The sequence below is a fragment of the Streptococcus sp. 23.2 genome (genome assembly GCF_016648665.1).
Lineage (GTDB): Bacteria > Bacillota > Bacilli > Lactobacillales > Streptococcaceae > Streptococcus > Streptococcus salivarius_E.
Genome location: NZ_JACLQJ010000003.1, coordinates 41,094 through 60,519, shown reverse-complemented (window position 1 = coordinate 60,519; position 19,426 = coordinate 41,094). Strand labels below are relative to the sequence as shown.

At 37.8% G+C, this 19,426-nt stretch carries 24 protein-coding genes; 4 read left to right on the top strand and 20 right to left on the bottom strand.

The features are described from left to right. Nucleotides 1-12: 12 nt before the first annotated feature. Nucleotides 13-2,382, bottom strand: a complete 2,370-nt coding sequence (locus tag H7T98_RS02710) for a YhgE/Pip domain-containing protein (protein ID WP_201061220.1) — start codon at nucleotides 2,380-2,382, stop codon at nucleotides 13-15. Nucleotides 2,383-2,510: 128 nt separating this feature from the next. Between H7T98_RS02710 and H7T98_RS02705 the strand changes: the two genes are divergently transcribed. Next, complete coding sequence (locus H7T98_RS02705) at nucleotides 2,511-3,050, top strand: TetR/AcrR family transcriptional regulator (RefSeq protein ID WP_201061219.1); 540 nt, start codon at nucleotides 2,511-2,513, stop codon at nucleotides 3,048-3,050. 74 nt (nucleotides 3,051-3,124) lie between these two features. On the opposite strand, the gene H7T98_RS02700 is transcribed toward H7T98_RS02705, so the two are convergent. Further along, a complete protein-coding gene (locus H7T98_RS02700; protein ID WP_037601225.1) occupies nucleotides 3,125-3,487 on the bottom strand; it encodes a DUF1304 domain-containing protein in 363 nt (120 codons plus the stop codon). 115 nt (nucleotides 3,488-3,602) lie between these two features. Between H7T98_RS02700 and H7T98_RS02695 the strand changes: the two genes are divergently transcribed. Next, on the top strand, nucleotides 3,603-3,791 hold the full coding sequence (locus H7T98_RS02695; protein ID WP_003095232.1) for a hypothetical protein: 189 nt from the start codon (nucleotides 3,603-3,605) through the stop codon (nucleotides 3,789-3,791). 424 nt (nucleotides 3,792-4,215) lie between these two features. On the opposite strand, the gene H7T98_RS02690 is transcribed toward H7T98_RS02695, so the two are convergent. The 12 genes from H7T98_RS02690 to H7T98_RS02635 all read right to left on the bottom strand — a co-directional run bounded on the left by H7T98_RS02690 (nucleotide 4,216) and on the right by H7T98_RS02635 (nucleotide 10,322). Beyond that, nucleotides 4,216-4,404 carry a hypothetical protein gene (locus H7T98_RS02690; protein ID WP_118171948.1) on the bottom strand — a complete coding sequence of 63 codons (189 nt, stop codon included), beginning with the start codon at nucleotides 4,402-4,404 and terminating at the stop codon, nucleotides 4,216-4,218. A 263-nt stretch (nucleotides 4,405-4,667) separates the two neighbouring features. Further along, nucleotides 4,668-5,141 (bottom strand): hypothetical protein, encoded by a 474-nt coding sequence (locus H7T98_RS02685; RefSeq protein WP_260319150.1) that lies wholly within the window; start codon nucleotides 5,139-5,141, stop codon nucleotides 4,668-4,670. 92 nt (nucleotides 5,142-5,233) lie between these two features. Continuing rightward, nucleotides 5,234-5,509 (bottom strand): hypothetical protein, encoded by a 276-nt coding sequence (locus tag H7T98_RS02680; protein WP_201061217.1) that lies wholly within the window; start codon nucleotides 5,507-5,509, stop codon nucleotides 5,234-5,236. Between the two features lie 16 nt (nucleotides 5,510-5,525). Continuing rightward, nucleotides 5,526-5,711, bottom strand: a complete 186-nt coding sequence (locus tag H7T98_RS02675; RefSeq protein WP_183139969.1) for a hypothetical protein — start codon at nucleotides 5,709-5,711, stop codon at nucleotides 5,526-5,528. Between the two features lie 298 nt (nucleotides 5,712-6,009). Further along, the gene (locus H7T98_RS02670; protein ID WP_201061215.1) at nucleotides 6,010-7,668 is read right to left on the bottom strand and encodes a phage/plasmid primase, P4 family; all 1,659 of its coding nucleotides are present in this window, start codon (nucleotides 7,666-7,668) and stop codon (nucleotides 6,010-6,012) included. Further along, entirely contained in the window at nucleotides 7,652-8,518 is an 867-nt protein-coding gene (locus tag H7T98_RS02665; protein ID WP_201061213.1) for a primase alpha helix C-terminal domain-containing protein, read from the bottom strand. The genes H7T98_RS02670 and H7T98_RS02665 overlap by 17 nt, the downstream gene beginning before the upstream one ends. A 16-nt stretch (nucleotides 8,519-8,534) precedes the next feature. Further along, the gene (locus tag H7T98_RS02660; RefSeq protein ID WP_023909303.1) at nucleotides 8,535-8,807 is read right to left on the bottom strand and encodes a MerR family transcriptional regulator; all 273 of its coding nucleotides are present in this window, start codon (nucleotides 8,805-8,807) and stop codon (nucleotides 8,535-8,537) included. Then, entirely contained in the window at nucleotides 8,791-9,150 is a 360-nt protein-coding gene (locus tag H7T98_RS02655; RefSeq protein WP_260319149.1) for a hypothetical protein, read from the bottom strand. The genes H7T98_RS02660 and H7T98_RS02655 overlap by 17 nt, the downstream gene beginning before the upstream one ends. Next, nucleotides 9,137-9,373: a hypothetical protein gene (locus tag H7T98_RS02650; protein ID WP_201061211.1), complete on the bottom strand. Its 237-nt coding sequence runs from the start codon at nucleotides 9,371-9,373 to the stop codon at nucleotides 9,137-9,139. Before H7T98_RS02650 ends, H7T98_RS02655 begins: the two co-directional genes overlap by 14 nt. A 13-nt stretch (nucleotides 9,374-9,386) precedes the next feature. After that, complete coding sequence (locus H7T98_RS02645) at nucleotides 9,387-9,593, bottom strand: hypothetical protein (RefSeq protein WP_201061209.1); 207 nt, start codon at nucleotides 9,591-9,593, stop codon at nucleotides 9,387-9,389. Between the two features lie 3 nt (nucleotides 9,594-9,596). Then, entirely contained in the window at nucleotides 9,597-9,866 is a 270-nt protein-coding gene (locus H7T98_RS02640; protein ID WP_311636374.1) for a hypothetical protein, read from the bottom strand. Between the two features lie 258 nt (nucleotides 9,867-10,124). After that, nucleotides 10,125-10,322 carry a helix-turn-helix transcriptional regulator gene (locus H7T98_RS02635; protein WP_183139963.1) on the bottom strand — a complete coding sequence of 66 codons (198 nt, stop codon included), beginning with the start codon at nucleotides 10,320-10,322 and terminating at the stop codon, nucleotides 10,125-10,127. A gap of 156 nt (nucleotides 10,323-10,478) precedes the next feature. Here H7T98_RS02635 and H7T98_RS02630 point away from each other — a divergent pair, with 156 nt between their 5' ends. Both H7T98_RS02630 and H7T98_RS02625 read left to right on the top strand, forming a co-directional pair. Then, nucleotides 10,479-11,045 carry a helix-turn-helix transcriptional regulator gene (locus tag H7T98_RS02630; protein ID WP_201061205.1) on the top strand — a complete coding sequence of 189 codons (567 nt, stop codon included), beginning with the start codon at nucleotides 10,479-10,481 and terminating at the stop codon, nucleotides 11,043-11,045. A gap of 71 nt (nucleotides 11,046-11,116) precedes the next feature. Next, complete coding sequence (locus H7T98_RS02625; protein WP_201061202.1) at nucleotides 11,117-12,283, top strand: tyrosine-type recombinase/integrase; 1,167 nt, start codon at nucleotides 11,117-11,119, stop codon at nucleotides 12,281-12,283. Between the two features lie 94 nt (nucleotides 12,284-12,377). Here the strand turns inward: H7T98_RS02625 and rpsD are convergent, their stop codons facing one another. From rpsD to mnmG, 6 genes are all read right to left on the bottom strand, one after another. Beyond that, nucleotides 12,378-12,989 (bottom strand): 30S ribosomal protein S4, encoded by a 612-nt coding sequence (rpsD, locus tag H7T98_RS02620; RefSeq protein ID WP_002885833.1) that lies wholly within the window; start codon nucleotides 12,987-12,989, stop codon nucleotides 12,378-12,380. Between the two features lie 197 nt (nucleotides 12,990-13,186). Beyond that, a complete protein-coding gene (locus H7T98_RS02615; RefSeq protein ID WP_002885699.1) occupies nucleotides 13,187-13,489 on the bottom strand; it encodes a Veg family protein in 303 nt (100 codons plus the stop codon). Between the two features lie 25 nt (nucleotides 13,490-13,514). Continuing rightward, nucleotides 13,515-14,876: a replicative DNA helicase gene (gene dnaB / locus H7T98_RS02610; protein ID WP_002892156.1), complete on the bottom strand. Its 1,362-nt coding sequence runs from the start codon at nucleotides 14,874-14,876 to the stop codon at nucleotides 13,515-13,517. A gap of 43 nt (nucleotides 14,877-14,919) precedes the next feature. Beyond that, nucleotides 14,920-15,378: a 50S ribosomal protein L9 gene (gene rplI, locus H7T98_RS02605; RefSeq protein WP_002885729.1), complete on the bottom strand. Its 459-nt coding sequence runs from the start codon at nucleotides 15,376-15,378 to the stop codon at nucleotides 14,920-14,922. A 1-nt stretch (nucleotide 15,379) separates the two neighbouring features. Then, nucleotides 15,380-17,344, bottom strand: coding sequence for a DHH family phosphoesterase (locus H7T98_RS02600; RefSeq protein WP_037602376.1), 1,965 nt, complete (start codon nucleotides 17,342-17,344; stop codon nucleotides 15,380-15,382). A gap of 73 nt (nucleotides 17,345-17,417) precedes the next feature. Further along, nucleotides 17,418-19,319 (bottom strand): tRNA uridine-5-carboxymethylaminomethyl(34) synthesis enzyme MnmG, encoded by a 1,902-nt coding sequence (gene mnmG / locus H7T98_RS02595; RefSeq protein WP_201061200.1) that lies wholly within the window; start codon nucleotides 19,317-19,319, stop codon nucleotides 17,418-17,420. Nucleotides 19,320-19,426: the final 107 nt, after the last annotated feature.

Below are 19,426 nucleotides of genomic sequence, written 5' to 3'. Positions count from 1 at the left end.
CTGGCCTTTAGTTTATTCATTTTCAGACTTTGGTCTATAAATAATAATACCTACAACTACAAAAATAAGTAAGAAAATGAATAACATACGTACTTGATCTGAGATCTGTCCTGTCATTGAAATAGTTTGACGAAGACCTGATACGGAGTAGGACATTGGTAAGAATGGTTGGACGACCTTAAAGAACTTAGGACTAAGTTCAATTGGATAAGTCCCTGCACTAGAACCTAGCTGCAAAAGGAGCATAATCATAGAAGCAAATGCACCATATCTATCATCCCAACCCACAAGGGCTGTAACGAGCGCCATTAAAGTCCATGCTGCAAGGAGAATCATACCAAATGTAGCTAATGGATGATTTGGTTCAACTCCCACAAATCGAATGGCAATATAAAGGGCAATTGCAGACATAGTCGTAATGATACCATTGATAAAGAACTTATTCTTAGCCCAATCAAAACGGCTCGTAAAGTTTCTTCCCGTCAAGCTCTTAGCAAAGATAACATTAGTTGAAAGAGCGACAACCATAAGAGAAACAGAAATCATATATGGAGCCATCCCCACACCATTAGTGTCAACCTTATCCTTATCAGTTTTCTTCTCTTTAAGCGGAGCACTAACCATTTTTGCATTGTCTGAGTTTACAGAAACAAGAGATAATTGCTGATTAGCCTTATTTAATGAATCAGACAATGTAGAAAGGTTAGTTGACAAACTTGTCAATCCATTTGTTAAGGTATTTCCGCCCGTTGCTAATTGTTGAGCACCTGTATTGAGAGCACTTGTACCACTCTGAAGAGTAGCAAAACCAGTCATTAAACTACTACTGTTAGCATCTAGAGTTTGAGCACCACTGGCAATCGTTGATACAGCACCAGTATAAGTTGACAAACCAGTTGAAAGTGCGCTTGCACCTGTTGCTAGAGTACTTTGAGCAGTTGACACACCTGAAGCCACTTGAGTTGCTCCTGGTGATAATTGATTGACAAGTACTGAATTGACATTAGCAATATTAGCTTGCATTGATGATACCGTTGAGGAAGCTACAGGGAGAAGAGCATTCGCCGAACTTGCAATGCCTGAAATAGACGTTTGTAGAGAAGCCAAACTACTTGAATCTCCACTACTAGTTGTTGTCGTACCTGTCAAGCTAGATAAAGCAGTTGACATACTTGACACATCAGATGCAATAGTTGAAGCATAGCTACTAGCTGTAGATCCTACATTACTAATTGCAGATGTAATCTCTGCTTGTTGATCTGCCGTCAAGCTTTGATAAGCAGCTGTTCCTTGTACCGCAGCCAAATCATTTGCTTTATCAGTTGCACTAGCTGTAGCTATAGAGCTAGCTGCAGAAGAAATATTTGAAAGATAAGTCGCTATTGAACTTGTATCTACTGATGTTGTTGATGTTCCACTTGGTAATGATGTGTTACTTACCGCTGTATTAAGATTTTGAATTGCTGTATTTAAATCAGTTAAATTAGTTGATAGGGTTGACAACTGTGCTTGCTGTTCTTCAGATAAACTTGTTGCTGTAGCCATTTGACTGAGCGCTGTTGACAACGAATCTGCACCTGTAACTAAGGTATTCATGGCCTCTGCTCCTGATACAAATTGACCTGCAGCAGAATTAACAGCCTCAGAGTTCGCATTTAACTGTGACAAAGCGCCTGACAAAGTTGACACACCTGAAGTATAGGCAGACGCGCCTGAACTCAAGGTATCAACACCTGTAGCCAATGTTTGTGTAGATCCAGCAAGAGTTCCTAAGCCATTTGATAAGGTCTGACTCCCTGACTGAAGTGCGCCTGCACCTGCATATAATTGACTAGCCCCATTCGCTGCAGTTCCCATACCACCCTGAAGTTGAGACATACTCCTAAAGACAGCTCCAACATAAGTTGATGTAATATTTTTAGAAACAGTATCCTTCAACTTAGACATGGCAGAATCGCTCATTTTTGAAGAAACGAAGCTATGTCCTGCTGTTGTTTGATAAGAAATTTCCATTTTCTTAGGATCATTTGTCAAAAGACTTGCTGCATTACTTGAGAGGTTTTCTGGAAAAGTGATTACCATATAGTAATCACCATCCTCAATTCCTTTTTGGGCTTCATTTTCAGTCACAAAGTGATAGTCTAGATTTTTGTTTTTAGACATATTGTCTACCATATCATGACCAATATTCAGAGTCTTATTCTGGAAACTAGCACTCTTATCTTTGTTCACTACTGCCACTGGTAAGTGTTTGACATTACCATAAGGATTCCACATAGAAGACAAAAAGATTAGATTATATAAAGCAGGTATCAATGAGACACCAATAATTGTTATCCAGAGCTTTGGACTTTTAAGAAGAGCCTTTAATTCTGCTAACATATTTCTCCTTTTTAGACATTGTGTTTATTTTTATGATATAATCAATTATAAACTCATTTACCTGAAAATCAATGTTAAACAATCGATTTTTGGACACATAGTCTAAAAGTGTATAAAAGGAGATTTGTATGTCAAAAGATCAAAGACGCGCGCAAACAAAAAAAGCTCTTTTAGATGCTTTAGTAATATGTCTTGAAGGCCAAGATTTCAATGATATTACTACCATTCGTCTGGTTCAAACAGCTGGGATTAGCCGTTCGAGTTTTTATACCCACTACAAAGATAAGTATGAAATGATTGATAGTTATCAGAAAGAGCTTTTCCACAAGCTAGAGTATATCTTCGATAAATATGAAGGAAAGAAAGAGGGAGCCTTTCTCGAAATCTTTGAATTTCTCACTCGTGAAAAGCTCCTATCAGCTCTATTGTCTACCAATGGATCAAAAGAAATTCAAGATTTTCTGATACATAAACTTCAGCGTATGATAGCTGAGGACTTCATTGTCCCTAGTGCTGAAGAAAGATCTCTAAAAGGATTTGAGAAAGACTATGCCAGTATTTATTTTGCGCACGCTATTTTTGGTGCTTGTCAAGCCTGGATAAATAAAGGAAAAAAAGAATCACCCCGAGAAATGACAGATTTTCTTCTACGATTTATTCCACAATAAAACAACTTCAAAAGCATAAAAAGCTGCAAACCATTTCAACAGTTAAAGCAGCTTTTTCTTTTACAATAAAATCCTTAAAATAAGGAAATGATAAGTGAAAGTAAGGTCAAGATTGCGGGTCCACCTTGCGTTAAAATAATTTTCTTATTTGCAGTTATAGCACCATAAATAGCAGCAAAGAAAACATTGAGTACAAAAACAGTTACAAGTAGCTGACTACTTGTGAAAATCCCATACAAGAGGAATACCGCAATCAAACCATTGTAAATCCCTTGATTTTTAAATAAGTGTGTAACAGAATCACGTTGAAGTTCTTCTTTACTCATATTGAAAACACGACTAGTCGTGTCTGAATGTGTCGCAAAAGTTTCCAAATACATAATATAGAGATGCTCCAAAGCAACAATCCCAGCTAAGATTAGTGTAATAATAGACATAGTAGCCTCCTTCTTAAATAACTTTGAGAGTATATCAAAAGTAAACTTTTAAAACAATATATTTACTTCATACAATTTGAAATATGGTAAAATAAAGAATGAAAGAGAGGTTCTTATGACAAAGACAGAAGTAATCCAACGTCTCCAAAAAGATTTGGGAATTCCTAGATTTCAGGCTTATATAGAGGATAAAGATTACTCCGAAGAGGAGTACGACCAACTAAAAAAAGATTTTGAAAGCTACTTCACCAACTACGTTTCAAACGTTTCAGCAGATTTTGAAGGCGGATTGGATAATAAATAATTTATACCTCAAAATCATCTATCATCATGTTACGAATCCCTTAGTCACTTTTATCAGACTAGGGGGCTTTTTAATATTCGAAAACAAAAAGCCGTCTCATTCTATGAAATAGCTTTAGGGAACTTGTAACTGAACAAACCTAGAAATCAATGATTTAAGACAAACAAAAAAGCCCATAATAACGGGCTTTTTGCAAAATGAATTTTAAAATTAAAGCATTTTGTTGTAGAGCTAAGCTAGGTTTTTCTTAGCTATCTATTCAACCTAAGAAGCTAGTAAAAACTAGCATTATATAGGAAGAAAGTTTTTATAGATTGCTTTACAATTTACCTAAAAGTTAGCAAATAGGTAAGCAAAATAGATTTACAACGTTGTCAATTTACGAGTTTAGCAGGCAAGAAACTAGCACCAGTAAGGTGCTTTTTTAGTTGTCCTCACCTAGTTCCTTTATTATATCCGATACCTTTTCTAAGCTCAAAATTTCGTGTGGCTCAACTCGTTCACCATCCAAAACATAGTCATGGATCTTACCATTCTTTCGGACAATCTGGACAGTATCACCTTTAATAAAACCATTGTCCATAGCCTCTTTAAATTCATCATAGGTTAGCATTATATTATTCTCCTTTCCTATACTATTCGTAATTAATACAGAAAAATACGTATCTTTTTTAGTAATTCTATTATAGCGAAAACCTCAGCATAAATTGGTATAGACACCCTATAAAAAACTGGAAAAATTGCGCGTGATGTAAGGCAACACCTTGTCGTGGCTCTCCAGACGGCAATATAGGGGCGGGGGTGCATTTAAAAATAGCCCGAATGTTATCGGACTATTCTTTGTATAGGGCGTGCTATGGACGTTATAGGGGTGTTTTAGTTTGTCTCTTTTGGGCTACCGTCTGGGTTAAGATAGCCTTGCTGAATACCCCATTCAACTTGGTCGTCATGCCATTGTTGACGTGCCTCATTCTGACCTTGCTCACGCGCAATCTCGGGTGAGTCTGCAGGTATGCCACCATAACCATACTGTTCTTGAGCTTGTTGTGACGTGTCTTGTGGTGGTGTTACTCCGTCAGCTTGCGTGCTAGGTGCTTGCTCGCTTTGTGTCGGTTGTTCCTGCGTTTGAGACGTTTCACTAGGTTTTTCTTTAGATGAACTATGTGAGCTATGTTTTGATACCTTTGTAACTGTCGTAGGTTTGTTTTTTACTTCCTTAGTTTTCTTACTTGGTTGCATAGTTACGATAGCAACAACAATTACAAGGATAGCTAATGGCAATATATACCACTTATATTTCTTAATGATACCCATATCTTCACCTTTTTCTACTTGGTTTCTATAACTCATTATAGACCAACTATTTCATTCATTCAATCCATTATCAAATATTGCTTTACTAATAACATTCCACTATTTATAGCGTTTCATTCCAACATTACCTATGCTTCACTACAACCCTTAGAATAGCTCTCAAAGCTCTTACAAATACGGTTAAACACCTTTGTAAGGTCTTCATCTTCCACGTACTCAATCACCAGTGTATAGGCGTTGTTAGCCTCGTTCTTGCTGATTGTGGTCTTTCCAGTCGGTTGTTCATACGTTCCGACCATGTAACCAAGGATAGCGCAAGATGTTGTCTGCGCGTGATCCATAGTTTCAAAGTCATGTTTGAAAGTGAACGACCTAGCGTTGTCAGTAAATAATTTAAGTGTCATGATGTTTCTCCTTTACTTAATCAGTATAAGTTACAAAGACACTATCTTTTAGGCTTTGCACACTTACAACTTTTTTATCAATCATAAAGTCATTGATACGAGTTTCAAACTCTACGTCGTTTTCAATTCTACCCTTTTCAAAACCAAATTTTTCATGTATTCCGTCTGATACGAGTTCCCTAGTAAATAGTTTAATTTTCATTGTTTGGTGTCCTTTCTTATTTTTCTAGCACACTTAGTACACTACAAAAAAGCAATGCGCTAAAAATAAACGTTGATATATCAAGGGTTTAGCACGGTTAGTACACAAAGTACACTTTTTTTTTGATATTTTCTCCTACGTACTTTTATTTTCTCCTACGTACTTTTTTATTTATTTTTATTTTATGTATTATATATTTTAAGTGTACTAGGTGTACTAGGTGTACTAAAGTATTGATATTAAAGCTTTTCTTTTTTTGATATACCGTACTAGAACCGTACTAGAACCGTGCTAGAAACTAAATTCTTTCATATCCACGCTCTTTTTTATCTCTTTTTTGGTTCTCTGCATGTTCTCTACCATTGGTATAAGCGTCAAAGTGCCAAGGGTTGTAAACTAATTTAGGGGAAAAATCCTCGAAAAATCTTCTTCCTTTTTTAATAGTTACTCCTTTAGCTCTAAACGTTTTAGGTAAAATTTGCTTTATCTGTTTGTGTAAAGCAGTTTCGTTTAAAAAATATTTGCTATTTCGGTGTTGTCTGCAATAGGCTTTAAAGCATTCAAAAACGTATCCGTTAGGGACGTACTTACATTGAATAACGTCATCATTGAAAAACCTATCTACGAAGTCCGCTACGGGGTTCATCTCTTTGTATTCTTCATCAAGAAATTTAATTGATTTTTGAGGTTCAACGTCCTTAAACGGTGTTTCAATGGCAACTTTAACAAGGTACTCCAACACTTCGGGGCGATTGATATAGTCACCCTTTATTCTCTTGTCTGGTTTTCCTTTGAGTTCGCTAAATGACAACACTCTAAAACGTCTGTCAATAGCTTTTTTATCTGCGTTCATTCTTGGAAAGCCATTAGATGACTGAACAACGGTCATTTTTAAACGTGTGGTATATGGTCGTTGTTTTTTATCCTCTATCCTAATCGGGTCGCCCGTAGCAAGACTGAATACAATAGAAGTGTCTTTGATAACAACGTCTTTTTGTACGTCATCACCAATGACTACCGACTTACCGATAAGAATAGAAGTCTCAAAGCGCCCGACAGTGGCATCAATTTTAAAACTAGCTATGTTCTCAGATCCCACTAAATTCTCTAACAAAGTTTGAAACGTTCCTTTACCCGTTCCACCTACTCCATGCAACCAAAATATATTTTCTAAGGTTTTGCCCGTGATAGTGGCTCTGATAATTTGTATAGCTAAGTCATAACTCTCTTTATCATTGTTAAAAAGCCCTTTTAGCCATTCAGTTGGTTTCCAGCCGTTGATAGTTGGTTCTTTTACGTGGGGATTGTACCCCACTTTAACTTTTCGGGTTACAATAATGCTCGGGTCAAACGGTTTAAATTTGCCCGTTTGGTTATTGTAAAGCTCGTTCCCAACGACTACAAAATTGTCTTGTTTATCTTTTAAAGGAACACTGTGAGATATTTTATATAGTGCATCATTAGCTAGTCTTTCCGTAGTGTCTGGGTTAATAGTTGCCATTAAATCTTGTAAGAACTCGTTATCCTCTGCGTAAACCCCACTATCTGGGTCGTAAAAAAATAATGGTGCTCTTTGTCCTTGCCCCTCGGGTCTAATTCGTACAAAGCGGATATATCTTTTTAAAAAGTCCGCACAACGCAGTGAAGTTGTGGGGACTACTTCCTTTTTAGCCTTTTCCCCCAGCTTAATTGCATCCGCCTCTACTTTTTTTCGTCTCAATTCTGAGTTGTTTTTGTCTTCTTCTGCGCTAGCTAGCTCCAGTAATGCTTTGGGGCTATTCATGTAAAAATCATAAGCCTTTTGATAAGCTATTTCTTTTCTTTTTTCTAAAATACTTATAAATTGTTTTTTGATACCCTTAAATGTTATTAGATGTCCGTCTTTATCAAACTGAGATTGTTCATCTTTCTTGCTTTTATCTAATTCTTTCTGCAAGTCATCAAAGTTTATTTCCATTGGCACCTCTCTTTCTTATTTCTGATCTAACAATACTTTCAAAAGTCCTTGCTAGTTCCTCGACTGGTAAAGGGTTATCTGTAACGCTATTCGCTATGGTTGTTAGCTCATAGGCAGTGGCTACGTCAGCATCAACCCACTTTGATAGTAATAATCCTACAAACCTAGTTACCGCAACATTACGCCCACCCTCGTCACCAAAGCCATGTAATAGGGTATCAAGCACGCGCATGGTAATTGTTTTATTACCGCTTGGGCGTGGTGTGTGATAGTGTGGTTTCTGATTAGCCGTAACTGTATTTGCTACGGGATAATCACGCCCTCTATTTACTATCTTTTCATAGTCAGCAGGGTCTCCCGTGGTTACTGGTAAGCCTTGTAACTGCGACCATGTTAGGCTTGTACTATCAAAAGGTAGCCCGATTTTGTCTGCTATCTCTTGGACAGTCTGCCTATAGGTTTGTTCATTCATTACGTCGCTAGGCTTCACTACAAGCCTATAACGTGGCTTTTCTTTGGTGTGTTTAATTGTGGGATAAACGATATATGAATAGCCATGTAAGGCGTTCTCGACAACGCTAGGAAAGTCTATGTTAGCCTCTAGCTCGTCATAGTCCAAGAAAATCAAGTCACGATAAACCAAACTAGCGTTATTGCGTTTGTAGTTGCCGTTCTCGTCTTGTTTCACCTTGCCAGTAATACAGTAAGGGGCTGAACTGCGCTTAAAATCGTCTATATTTGTACCTTGTGGCACTCTACTAGGTCTAAATTCAGCGATATAGTCAAAGGGGGCTTTTTTATCGAATAAATGCAAATCATTTCCAAAGCCCTTGCTTTCGTAGATAGGCATATTTAGCACCCCCTTTTTAGTTATACACGCCTAGAAAAGCTAGAATATCACTGACACGATAATATACTTTTCGAGTGTCTTCCACTGGTGGCTGATAGCGTTTAAGCCCTGCCTCTTCCCAGCGTCTTAGTGTGTTATACTTAAGCCCTAGCTCATCCATAGCTTGCTGGGCAGTGATTAACCCTAACTGGTGTTTATCGAGCTTAGAATAGCCCTCTAGGGCTTTATCTAGTACCGATATAACCCCTTGGGCAAGCTCTTTTTGGTATTCTTCACTCAATACTTGCATAGCAGTTCCTTTCTAGCGATTTTTCATACTCGGTCACGTCTTCAATAGACATTAGAACGTCGAGCCTTTTCTGCTCGTTCTTGACTTGGTTTTTAAGAGAAATAAGCCCCTCTAATAGTTCCTCTCTGCTTTCTGCGATATAGTAACCACTACGGATACCAACCCTAACACCAATGATAGGAACACCATAGCGAATAACTAGGTTACTGATAGCACTATATATTAGACGGGACTTGTAACCCGTGATAGTGGCTAGCTCTTTGCCAGTCGTAGCGTTAGCACGTCCTTTCTTTAGGATTGCTAAGACTGCCATTTCTGCCTCTTGTAGTCTATTTCTTTTCATTCATACCTCTTTCTTGACTACTTACAATAATTTGCCCATTCATCCACATATCAGTGACGTCCATTAAAAACTCAAGCACACTTTCTAACTTCTTGCGGTCTTGTGGTGGGTAACAATCTAATTTATTTTCAAGGGAAAAAGCCAACATAGTGTTATAAGCCTCTTCAAGATCTAAGCCAAAGTTTTTAGCTCTTTCTGCTGATAAGTTAAATTTTTCTGTCATGATATTCCTCTTTCTAGTTGTAATACTTGCCTTGAGATTGAATATAAGCCCCGTAACGTGTGCCTACGTTGCGCGTGGTGTTATCTGTCACGCTATCAGTTTTAGGCTCTATATCAAGCTGAAAATAGCTTTTCTTGAGCCATAAAGCAGTTAAAGCAAGCGTTAAAATGATAGCTAGGATAATAAACTGGTTTGCTGATAAGTTCAATTCAGTAGCCATGATTTACTCTCCTTTTTCCTCTGCCTCGTACGCTCTTAATTCCTCTGGGTTGTCACATTCGAGTAGGTAAAAGGCAACTCTATCTAACTCGTTAGAATAAATTTCTACCATATCAAAGACTGTTTCCAGAAAGTTATCTGTTTCAAGGCGTAGTAGTCCATTGTCTGCCCCTGCGTGCTTTGCGATCATAAGAGTGTTAGCATGGTGGCGTAGTGCTTGTAAACCAGACATGATATTAGTTAGGTCAGTGCCTAGTTTGTTAGTTTGTTTCACGGTAAGTGTGTTATTCTTTGTTTTTTTAGCCATTGTATTTTCCTCAATCATATTTTTTATCGCTATTTTTAAGAGGTAGCGCTCTAAGTAGGGGTATGCGATACCAGCAATTCATGGTATAATTGAGGTATCTAATTTCGATTGCTAAAACCTACTGAAATACAGACTTGCCTAGTTGTATTTATGTTATTTAGCAAAATTCAGTTAAAAGCCTCGTTAGTTTGGTCGCTCTCGTAGGCTTTTTTTGTTGTCTTTCTCCTAATAAAATAATTCATCAATAGTGATATCGGGTTTGATTTTAGCAACCATAGATTTTATAGCTAGTCTTTGCTTGTCGTTAAATGCAGTTTTACCAGTCTCTTTATTGTTATATGACTGAACAGAAATATTTAGTTCTTTTGCCATATCACGTTGAGTCTTACCTAGCATTACTCGATAACCTTTTAACTTCGTCATGTTGTTTACTCCTTTATTATTTTTTTGAAATCAGACAGTTATGTCTTATTCGAGAATAGTATATCAGACTTTTTTGTACGTTGCAAATAAAAATTTTATCTTTGTTAGGACATTTTTGTCTTTTTTATGTTACAATCAATAAGAAAGGTGATGAGTATGAGTAAATTAAGAGAATTACGAAAAGCAAGAAATATGACTCAAAGCGAGTTAGCAAAAGAGATAAAAGTATCTGAAAAAACTATCTCACGTTGGGAAAAAGATGAAACATTGATGAAAGCCAATAAAGCAAAAGAGTTAGCAAAATTCTTTGATGTTACTTTAGGTGATTTATTGGGCTATACCAATACGGGCGAGAATTATCTAAGTGACGAAATATTTATAGGCGACGGAAAAGGTGGCTACACTTCTTTAAGTGATGAACGTGAGGAAAAACTTAGCGAACTATTCTACAATCATGTAGAGGAAAAATTCACCGATTTTCTTAAGAGTTTTGATTTCGTTATCAGTGATAATGAGATAAAAGCAGTTCTAAGCCATATTTCAAACTTAAATATTAACAATGTAAAAAGCGATGAATACTCTCGTTTAATCGCTCCAGTGATGGATGATAAGATAAACTTAAAATATATGGGGTATTCAAAACTCGGTGATGGCTTTCATTCTTGGAAAGCATACGAAAATTTTAAAAAATCACTAGGCATTGATACCGAACACACTTTATAGATTATCGAGATAAACCAATCTAAAACCTACTGAAATACAGACTTGCCTGCTGATGTTTAGAAAGGTTTATCATGGAAATTAACGAGATAAAGAAAAAAGACGGGTCAACCGTCTATCGTGCTAATGTTTATCTTGGTGTTGATGTAATCACTGGCAAGAAAGTTACAACTAAAGTAACTGCTAGGACAAAGAAAGAACTCAAGACCAAAGTCCAACAAGCGCAATTTGATTTTAAAGCTAATGGATCAACACGCTTTAAGGCAAGCACTATTACAACATATAAAGAACTAGCTTTTTTGTGGTGGGATAGCTATAAGGATACTGTAAAGCCTAACACCCAAGATAATGTTTACAAGATTTTAAATAACCATATCTTGCCTTTGTTTGGCAGTTTTAAACTAGATAAGCTAACAACTCCACTAATACAGTCGATTATCAATAAGGTTGCTAATAAGACCAACAAAGGAGAAACGGGGGCTTATCTCTATTATGACAAGATACACGCGCTTAACAAGCGTATTTTACAGTATGGCGTAGTCATGCAAGCTATACCGTTTAACCCTGCGCGTGAGGTTATTCTCCCTAGAAATATCCAAAAAGCAAAGCGACAAAAGGTTAAGCACTTTAACAACGAGGAACTAAGACAATTCATTGATTACTTAGATAGCCTAGATAGTAATAGATACCGTTATTACTATGAAACCGTGCTATATAAGTTCTTACTTGCCACTGGTTGCCGTATTAACGAGGCTTTGGCTCTCTCATGGTCTGATATTGACCTTGATAACTCGGTTGTCCATATCACCAAGACTTTAAACTATAAACAAGAGGTAAACAGTCCTAAGTCAAAAGCTAGTTACCGAGATATCGACATAGATCAGCAAACCATAACCATGCTGAAAAGATACCAACGTAAACAAACCCAAGAGGCTTGGAAACTAGGCAGGACTGAAACAGTGGTATTCTCGGACTTTGTACACGAATACCCTAATAACCGTACCTTACAAACTCGATTAAGAACACACTTTAAACGTGCTGGGGTAAATAATATAGGTTTCCACGGTTTCCGACATACTCATGCTAGCTTGCTCCTTAATTCGGGTATTCCTTATAAGGAGTTGCAACACCGCCTAGGACATTCTACTCTTTCAATGACTATGGACACATACAGTCACTTATCAAAAGAGAACGCAAAAAAAGCCGTCTCATTCTATGAAATGGCTCTAAAATCTATATAAAAGTAAGCAAAAAGGTAAGCAAATTGCTGAAACAGTATTTTAAAACAAAGAAAAAGCCCATAACAACGGGCTTTTTGCAAAATGAATTTTAAAATTAAAGCATTTTGTTGTAGAATTCAACGACAAGTGCTTCGTTGATTTCTGGGTTGATTTCATCACGTTCTGGAAGACGTGTCAATGAACCTTCAAGTTTTTCAGCATCGAATGATACAAATGCTGGACGTCCGATAGTAGCTTCTACTGCTTCAAGGATAGCAGGAACTTTAGCTGATTTTTCACGAACTGAGATTACTTGACCAACTTCAACGCGGTATGAAGGGATATCAACACGTTTACCGTCAACAAGGATGTGACCGTGGTTTACGAATTGGCGTGCTTGACGACGAGTAGTTGCAAGACCAAGACGGTAAACAACGTTGTCAAGACGACGTTCCAAAAGAACCATAAAGTTGAAACCAAGTGTTCCACCTTTAACTTTAGTAGCTTGTACGAACAAGTTACGGAATTGTTTTTCACCCAAACCGTATGAGAAACGAAGTTTTTGTTTCTCAGCCAATTGCAAACCGTATTCTGAAAGTTTTGAACGGTTGTTTGGACCGTGTTGACCTGGTACGTAGTTACGACGTGCCAATTCTTTACCTGTGCCTGTAAGTGAGAAACCAAGGCGACGTGATTGTTTCCATGATGGACCTGTATAACGTGACATTAATAATGTCCTCCTATAAAAAATATTTTTAGGAAATAACGTTTTAGATAAACCTGATTCGTTCAGAAAGACTTCGCCCAAACAGCAAAGGTTACTTTTCTAGCCGACTTCCTGTTGACGAGCTTCATTTTATCCTGCTATTATTTCACATACCTAAATATTTTACCACGAAAAAAAGCCCAAGTAAAGGCTTTTTCTTATTTATTTTCGATTTCAGCTTGTTCCTCAGGACTCAAATAACGAATGAGAGTCTTCTCAGTCAAAATATCTGAATAAGTGTAAGATTCAACATAACTATTATTAATAGCTCCTGCTTGGGAACTGAAGTCTTGATATTCAACAATAAACAATGATGGATAAACTTCTGTCAATCGACCAATTTTATTCTTTTCACGTTTACGCCCATTCTCTAGGGTCAATTCTACTAGCTGACCTTCATGTGACTTAATAGCTTCCTTGATGTTTTTCATCTTAGCAACATCTGCAAATGCATCACTCATATATATATCTCCTTAAATCTGAAAATTATGATTCCTCAAACTGAGCAATCGATGAAAATTTATTGTATTCTTTTTGGAATAGTAACTTGACTGTTCCACGCGCACCAGCACGATTTTTTTCTAGGATAACTTCGATGGTATTATCTTCAATCGCATTTTCTGGTTCTTCACCCTCTTTTCGGTAGTAATCATCACGATACAAGAAGGCGACAATATCGGCATCCTGCTCGATAGATCCTGACTCACGGATATCAGATAAGACTGGACGTTTGTCCTGACGTTGTTCAACCCCACGAGATAACTGACTCAAGGCAATTACAGGAACTTTGAGCTCCTTGGCCAGGATTTTTAACTGTCTTGAAATATCTGAAACCTCTTGTTGACGATTTTCTGGTCGCGTACCTGTAATCAACTGCAAGTAGTCAATCACAATAAGACCAAGACCACCCTCTACTTCTTGTGACAATTTACGGGACCGTGCACGAATCTCAGTAATCTTTATACCAGGGGTATCATCTATGTAAATCGGTGCCTCAGCCAGTGCTCCTTGAGCAATCATAACATTATTCCAATCTTGCTCTGTCAATTGACCTGTACGTAAAGCATGAGAATCAATCATCCCTTCAGCTGCCAACATACGATCAACCAAGCTTTCTGCACCCATCTCTAATGAAAAGACTGCAACAGCTTTATTTTGCTTGGTGCCAACATTCTGAGCAATGTTCAACACAAAGGCTGTTTTACCAACTGCGGGGCGAGCTGCTAAAATAATTAATTGATCAGGGTGTAAACCTGTTGTAATCTTGTCAAGGTCACGGAAACCTGTTGGTAATCCTGTAACATCTGATGTTTGCTGGGAACGCATCTCCAAGGTATTAAAATTAACGTCAAGAACTTCAGATATTTTGCGGAAACCACTACGATTACTATGCTCTGAAACATCAACCAAGGCTTTCTCAGCATTCGCAATAATTTCATCAGATTCCGTTGCGCCCTCATATGCTTGGTTGACAGTCTCTGTCAGCCTATTTATAATACGTCGAAGCATGGCTTTCTCAGCCACAATCTTAGCATAGTACTCAGCATTTGCGGATGTTGGGACACTATTGACCAAATCTACAAGATAAGAAATACCCCCTATATTTTGGAGGTCATCTTGGTCATCTAAAATGGTACGTACTGTCGTGGCATCAATGGCATCATTTCGATCCGACAGCGTTACCATTGCTTTAAAAATGACACGATGGGAATACTTGTAAAAGTCGTCTGCTTCGATAAATTCTCGAACTGTAATCAACTTTTCTGGGTTAATGAGAATAGCCCCTAGAACAGACTGTTCCGCTACTAAATCATGAGGTTGTACTCGTAATTCTTGAGCCTCTGCCACAATTATTCCCTCCTTTACAAGATTTACTTATAGTGTCAACGAATTACTCAGCACTATTTTTGATGTTAAGTTTAATTTGTGCGCTAACTTCTTTATGAAGCTTTACAGGAACCTCAATCAGACCAATCGCACGAATAGGATGTTCAAGTTCAATATGACGTTTATCAACTTTTATACCAAATTGTTTTTGAAGTCCTTCTGCAATCTTTTTGGCTGTAATTGAACCAAAAGTACGTCCGTCTGGTCCGACCTTCTCAGTAAATTGAAGACGATTTTCTTCTTTTTCAAGTTGCTCTTTAACTTGCTTCGCTTCAGCCAACAACTCTGCTGCATGTTTTTCTTCAGATTTTTGCTTGCCTTTCAACTCACCGATAGCTTGGTTTGTCGCTTCCTTAGCAAGATTCTTTTTAATCAAGAAGTTTTGAGCATAACCTGATGGTACTTCTTTAATTTCGCCTTTTTTACCTTTACCTTTAACGTCTTGTAAGAAAATAACTTTCATTTTAGTCCTCCTTGGGAGCCAACTCTCCCATAATAGTTTCAATCAATTTATTTTTTGCTTGAGCAACACTACAGTCTCGCAATTGGCAGGCAGCTAAGTTAAAATGGCCACCACCACCCATTTTCTCCATAATACGTTGTACATTAATCGTTTTATGACTTCGAGCAGAGATATTCACAGTAGAATCGCTTGTCCTAGCGACAACAAAAGTTGCTTCAATACCTGCCATGGCAAGCATCGTATCTGCTGCCTTAGAAATCACAACATTATTATAACATTTAGGATTATCACCTGAGGCAACAATGATATCATCTGTAATACGTTCACCTGAGAGAATTAGCTCATTGATACGTCGATACTCTTCAAAATCAGTAGCAGAGATTGTTTGGATTTCTCCACTGTCACTTCCTAAACTACGTAGATAAGAGGCGACATCAAAGGTTCTACTAGTCACACGAGTTGAGAAATTTTTAGTATCTAGCATGATACCTGCCATAAGGATAGAGGCTTGGATTTTACTCAAACGTTCTGGGGCACCTTGGAATTGCAACAACTCCGTAACCAATTCACAGGCTGAGCTTGCCCCACTTTCAATAAAGGTCAAAACAGCATTTTCAGGAAAATCGTCATCTCGACGGTGATGATCTACCACAATAACTTCATTAAATCGATCATAAAAATCCTTAGACAAAGTTAAATTGATTTTAGAATGGTCAACCATAATTAGTAATGACTGTTGGTTGACTAACTCTTCAGCCTCTGAAAGTGTAACAAGAGGTGATTGACCATCTTCTTTTAAGCGTTCGACCGCACGCTCAATATCTGCATTCATAGCCGTATCATCGTAAACAGCATAGCTTTTTCGAACAATTTGACTAGCAAAATGAGCCATACCGACAGTGGCCCCTAGGGCATCCATATCGAGATTCTTATGTCCGACAACAAACACTTTTTCGACTGTTTTCAACTTATCTGAGATTGCAGTCATCATAGCCCTTGTTCTTGTACGAGAACGTTTTACTGTTGAGACAGAACCTCCTCCAAAATAAAGAAGTTCCTTGTGATCATCGTTTTCCTTGACAACAGCTTGATCTCCACCGCGAACTAGTGCGATGTTCAGATTCTGCAAGGCAACCTGACCGATTTGATCATGCTTAAGCGTGCCGAACGAAATTCCCATGCTCAAAGTCAGTGGTAAACCACGCTCTTGAGCCTGCTGACGAAAGTCATCCAAGACAGAAAACTTTTGATACATGAATTCTGTCAAGACACTGTAATTGGTGAAGAAGTAAAAACGATCGCCTTCAATACGTCGATAATGAATATGCTTAGCCTTAGCAAACTCAGAAATAAACCCTGCCACGAATGTGTTGATTTTTGAAACATCGGCATCGGGTAAACTTCCTGTCACATCGTCGTAGTTATCAACTGAAATAATCCCGATAACAGGACGAGTCATATTTGGATCAGCATTTTCATCTTGATCATAAACATTGTCAATAAAATATGTCAACTTATTGTCAAAATCCACAAAAGCGGCATATTTATTGTCACCAACGGTTATCACATTCGAAGGCGAACCTTTTCGTTTCTGGGAAATAAAATCCGCAATCAACTGTTTATTGAAATTTCCATTTTCATCCGAAAGTACTAGCTTCGCATAGGGGTTGAACCATTCAATATGATCGTTCTCATCAAAAGTAATAACCCCAACAGGCATCTTTCCGAGAAGGGTCTTCAAAGAATCTTCAACATCCTGATTCAGTTCATCTAATTGCTCTATTTCTAAGGACTCATATGTTGTCTTTTGGTAATGCAATAAGGCAACAACTACTACCATAATAATAAAAAGCGCAAAAATGAGGGCAGACTCCGATTTTAGTACGCGAACAAAAATAGTAGCAATTCCAAAAAGAATTAACCCAATCATTATAAGATGAATCGTTGCAAAGTGAAATCTTTTCATATAAAACCTCTTAATCTAACAATTATAACATAAAAAAGCCTTAATTAAAAGGCTTTTAAACGTGTTACCACCGTTAATCTACTTTTCTGCGGGCCTTATTATTGCCTTCAAGATAAACCATCAGAATTGAGATATCTGCTGGATTGACCCCTGAAATACGACTCGCTTGACCAATGGTCTCAGGATTGATTTTCTCAAATTTTTGACGAGCTTCAGTAGCAATAGAATCAATAGCATCCCAATCAATATTTTTGGGAATCCTCTTTTCTTCCATACGCTTCATCTTAGCTACTTGATCCAAAGCTTTATTGATATAACCTTCGTACTTGATTTCAGTCTCAAGCAACTCTATAATCTTAGCGTCCAAATTTTCTGCAGCTGGACCCACAAACTGAGTAGCTGTGGCGTAATCAATCTCTGGTCTACGCATAAACTCTTTAGCTGTCATGGCATCTGTCAATGGCTTAAAGCCTAGAGCTTGAATTTTCTCATTCGTTTCTTTAATTGGTTTTAATTTTTCTTTTGACAAACGTGTCAACTCGCTGTCAAACTGATTTTTCTTAATTTCAAAGATATTCCAACGTTCATCGTCAACCAAACCAACTTCTCGACCAATAGGTGTCAAGCGCATGTCAGCATTATCATGACGTAATATGAGACGATACTCTGCGCGTGATGTCAATAAACGATATGGCTCCAAGGTTCCTTTCGTGACAAGATCGTCAATCATTACACCAATATAGGCATCACTACGTTTGAGAATAAGCTCAGGTTTACCTTGGACTTTCAGAGCTGCATTGATACCAGCAACTAGACCTTGACCTGCTGCTTCCTCGTATCCAGAAGTTCCGTTGGTCTGTCCTGCTGTAAAGAGACCTGAAATTAACTTCGTTTCAAGTGTTGCACGTAATTGATGAGGGAGCACGATATCATATTCAATCGCATAACCAGTTCGCATCATCTCTGCCTTCTCGAGACCTTTAATTGAGTGAATCAACTCTTTTTGAACATCTTCTGGAAGACTAGTTGACAGGCCTTGCACATAGACTTCTTCAGTCTCTCTTCCTTCAGGTTCAAGGAAAAGTTGATGGCGATTCTTATCGGCAAATCGGACAATTTTATCTTCGATTGATGGACAATAACGAGGTCCTACACCCTTGACAATACCTGAAAACATTGGGGCACGGTGTAAATTGTTATTGATAATATCGTGGCTCTCTTGATTCGTATAAGTTAGCCAACAAGGAATTTGATCCTGAAGATAATCTTCATCCTTCGACAAGAATGAAAAATGATTCGGCTTTTCGTCACCTGGTTGAATTTCAGTTTCTTCATAATTAATTGATGATGCCTTGACACGAGGAGGGGTACCCGTTTTAAATCTTCCTATTTCAAGGCCAAGATCCCTCAGGTTATCTGCCAATGTAACAGATGCAAGGCTATTATTAGGACCTGAAGAATATTTGAGCTCACCTAGGATAATTTCACCACGCAAAGCCGTTCCTGTTGTTACAATAACCGCTTTTGCTCCGTATTTTTGATTTGTGGCTGTTCTGACACCAACTACCTTACCATCTTCAACAAGAATTTCATCAACCATTGACTGACGGAGAGTTAAGTTTTCCTGACGCTCAACTGTATGCTTCATCGTCATAGCATACAAGGCTTTATCTGCTTGTGCACGTAAAGCTCTGACAGCAGGTCCCTTACCAGTATTCAACATTTTCATTTGAATATAAGTTTTATCAATATTTTTACCCATCTCTCCGCCGAGGGCATCAATCTCACGGACAACAATACCCTTGGCCGATCCTCCAATAGAAGGATTACATGGCATAAATGCCAGCATCTCTAGGTTAATAGTCGCTAATAAAACCTTACATCCCATGCGGGCTGCAGCTAGGGAGGCTTCTACACCAGCGTGACCAGCACCAACAACAATTACATCAAAATTTTCATCAAACTCGTAAGACATTTTTTAGATTTATGCAGTGATTTACAATCAACTGCCCCATCCTTTCTTTATTTTTTTCCTACAAAAATAGCCAAAACTCCAGAAAACTGTACGCAAAAACGTACAAT